Annotated in this window: 1 protein-coding gene; it reads right to left on the bottom strand. The window is 47.5% G+C overall.

Translation table 11 applies throughout. The features are described 5' to 3' along the window. Positions 1 to 16: 16 nt before the first annotated feature. Entirely contained in the window at positions 17 to 1,483 is a 1,467-nt protein-coding gene (ltrA, locus tag EDM52_RS23865) for a group II intron reverse transcriptase/maturase (RefSeq protein WP_245997382.1), read from the bottom strand. Positions 1,484 to 1,752 lie beyond the last annotated feature (269 nt).

Genomic DNA, 1,752 nt, shown 5'->3' with positions numbered 1-1,752 from the left:
GGTAGGAGGCTACCCATTATTTGAGTAGCCGACCTCCCACACCACCGTACGTACCGTTCGGTATACGGCGGTTCCTAAGTTTACGCAGTGACTTGTCGATAATAATCTGAAAAGAATATGAAACCGAGTCCTTTGATCGTGTTGTTTCCGAGGGATTGGGCGAGGATGGGACTATTGGAGGTTCTCCAGTAGAGTTTGCGTATTCCCATGCCTTCTGGTCTTGGACTCCGAATAATTTCAGCATTTTAAACCTTGTCCTTATCCGTTTCCATTGCTTCCAGTAGATCATGCGAATTCGCCTTCGCATCCATTCATCCGTGGTTTGGAGCAGTTTCTTCATGTCGGCAATTTTGAAATAGTTCACCCAGCCCATGATATATCGTCTGAGCTTCACGGCTCTGTCTTCGTTTCCTATTCCGTTGCTTCTTGCGGTCAACTCCTTAACCTTGGTTTTCATCTTCACGATGGATTTCGGATGGATTCTGACTCTCGTCTGCCCCTTGAGGGAGTAAAATGAGAAACCAAGAAATTTGACCTTCCTCGCCTCATCCACGACCGTCTTCTCCCGATTTACTTTGAGGAAGAGTTTCTTCTCGATAAAGGGGAGGATGTTCCTCAGCGCTCGCTCAGCACTTTTTCTGCTCTTGCAGAAGATGAGCAGATCGTCCGCATAGCGGACGAACCTATGACCTCTGTTTTCCAGTTCTGTGTCCAATTCGTTCAGCATGATATTGCTAAGTATTGGACTCAGATTGCCCCCTTGCGGTACACCGACTTCCGTTTCTTCAAACTTATGCTTCACGATGACGCCAGCTTTTAGGTACTTGTGTATGAGTGAGATGACCCGCCCGTCCTTGATGGTTCTCGATAATACCTCGACGAGTTTACTTTGATTCACGGTGTCGAAGTATTTCTCCAAGTCCATATCCACCACGTATTTGTACCCTTCTTGTATGTTCGCCTGACTTCTTCTGATTGCATCATGTGCGCTTCGTTTGGGGCGGAAGCCGAAACTATTCTCGGAGAACTCTTTCTCATAGATCGGCGTAAGCACTTGCGCTATGGCTTGTTGGATGACTCGATCAACAACCGTCGGGATTCCCAGGTTTCTTTTCTTTCCATTCTCTTTGGGGATTTCTACCCTCCGAACGGGGTTCGGACGGTATTTCCCGTCCAGGATTGATTGCCTGAGTGTCTCCCCATTCTCTTTGAGATGTTGTAGAAGTTCATCCACTCCCATCCCATCAATTCCGTGGGAGCCTTTGTTCGCTTTGACTCTCTTGAACGCTTCGTTCAGATTGTTCCTGCTCACAATTTTCTCGAGCAATCCATCCTTCGGCAAGTCTGTGTTGGTGTTATCCGTTTCAGTTATCCTCGCAGGAATGTGCGCTCCCGCATATCCTTCGTGTTCCGCACTATCTTTCTGCGTGAAGCCTTCCGTTGGAAGTTGGCTGCCCTTTGCTCCTGTTTTGGTAACTTTCATTGACTCACACCTCCTTAGGTTCGGCCCTTCCCGCATGTTGTCGACTGCATGCGGTACTATGGCGTCTGCTGACTTCTCATGATAAATCTTGTTTCAACCGTGATTCGAAGTGCATCTCCTCACGTCCATGAGACCTCCCACGGTAAGACGATTCACTTTCCTTCCATATACCCACATCATTTACATTGGTACGTCCGTGTAGTTAATTGCTCAACTTTCGCAGCTCAAATTAGGTAGGTAACCCTTGATATAGCTGGGTAAACCCATGA

It is taken from the genome of Brevibacillus invocatus, assembly GCF_003710915.1.
Lineage (GTDB): Bacteria > Bacillota > Bacilli > Brevibacillales > Brevibacillaceae > Brevibacillus > Brevibacillus invocatus.
The sequence above is the reverse complement of the archived record's forward strand: the minus strand, read 5'-3'. Positions and strand labels throughout refer to the sequence as shown.

Coding starts and splice junctions, on each gene's coding strand:
- ltrA (WP_245997382.1), bottom strand. CDS start 1,483: ATGAAAGTTACCAAAACAGGAGCAAAGGGCAGCCAACTTCCAACGGAA.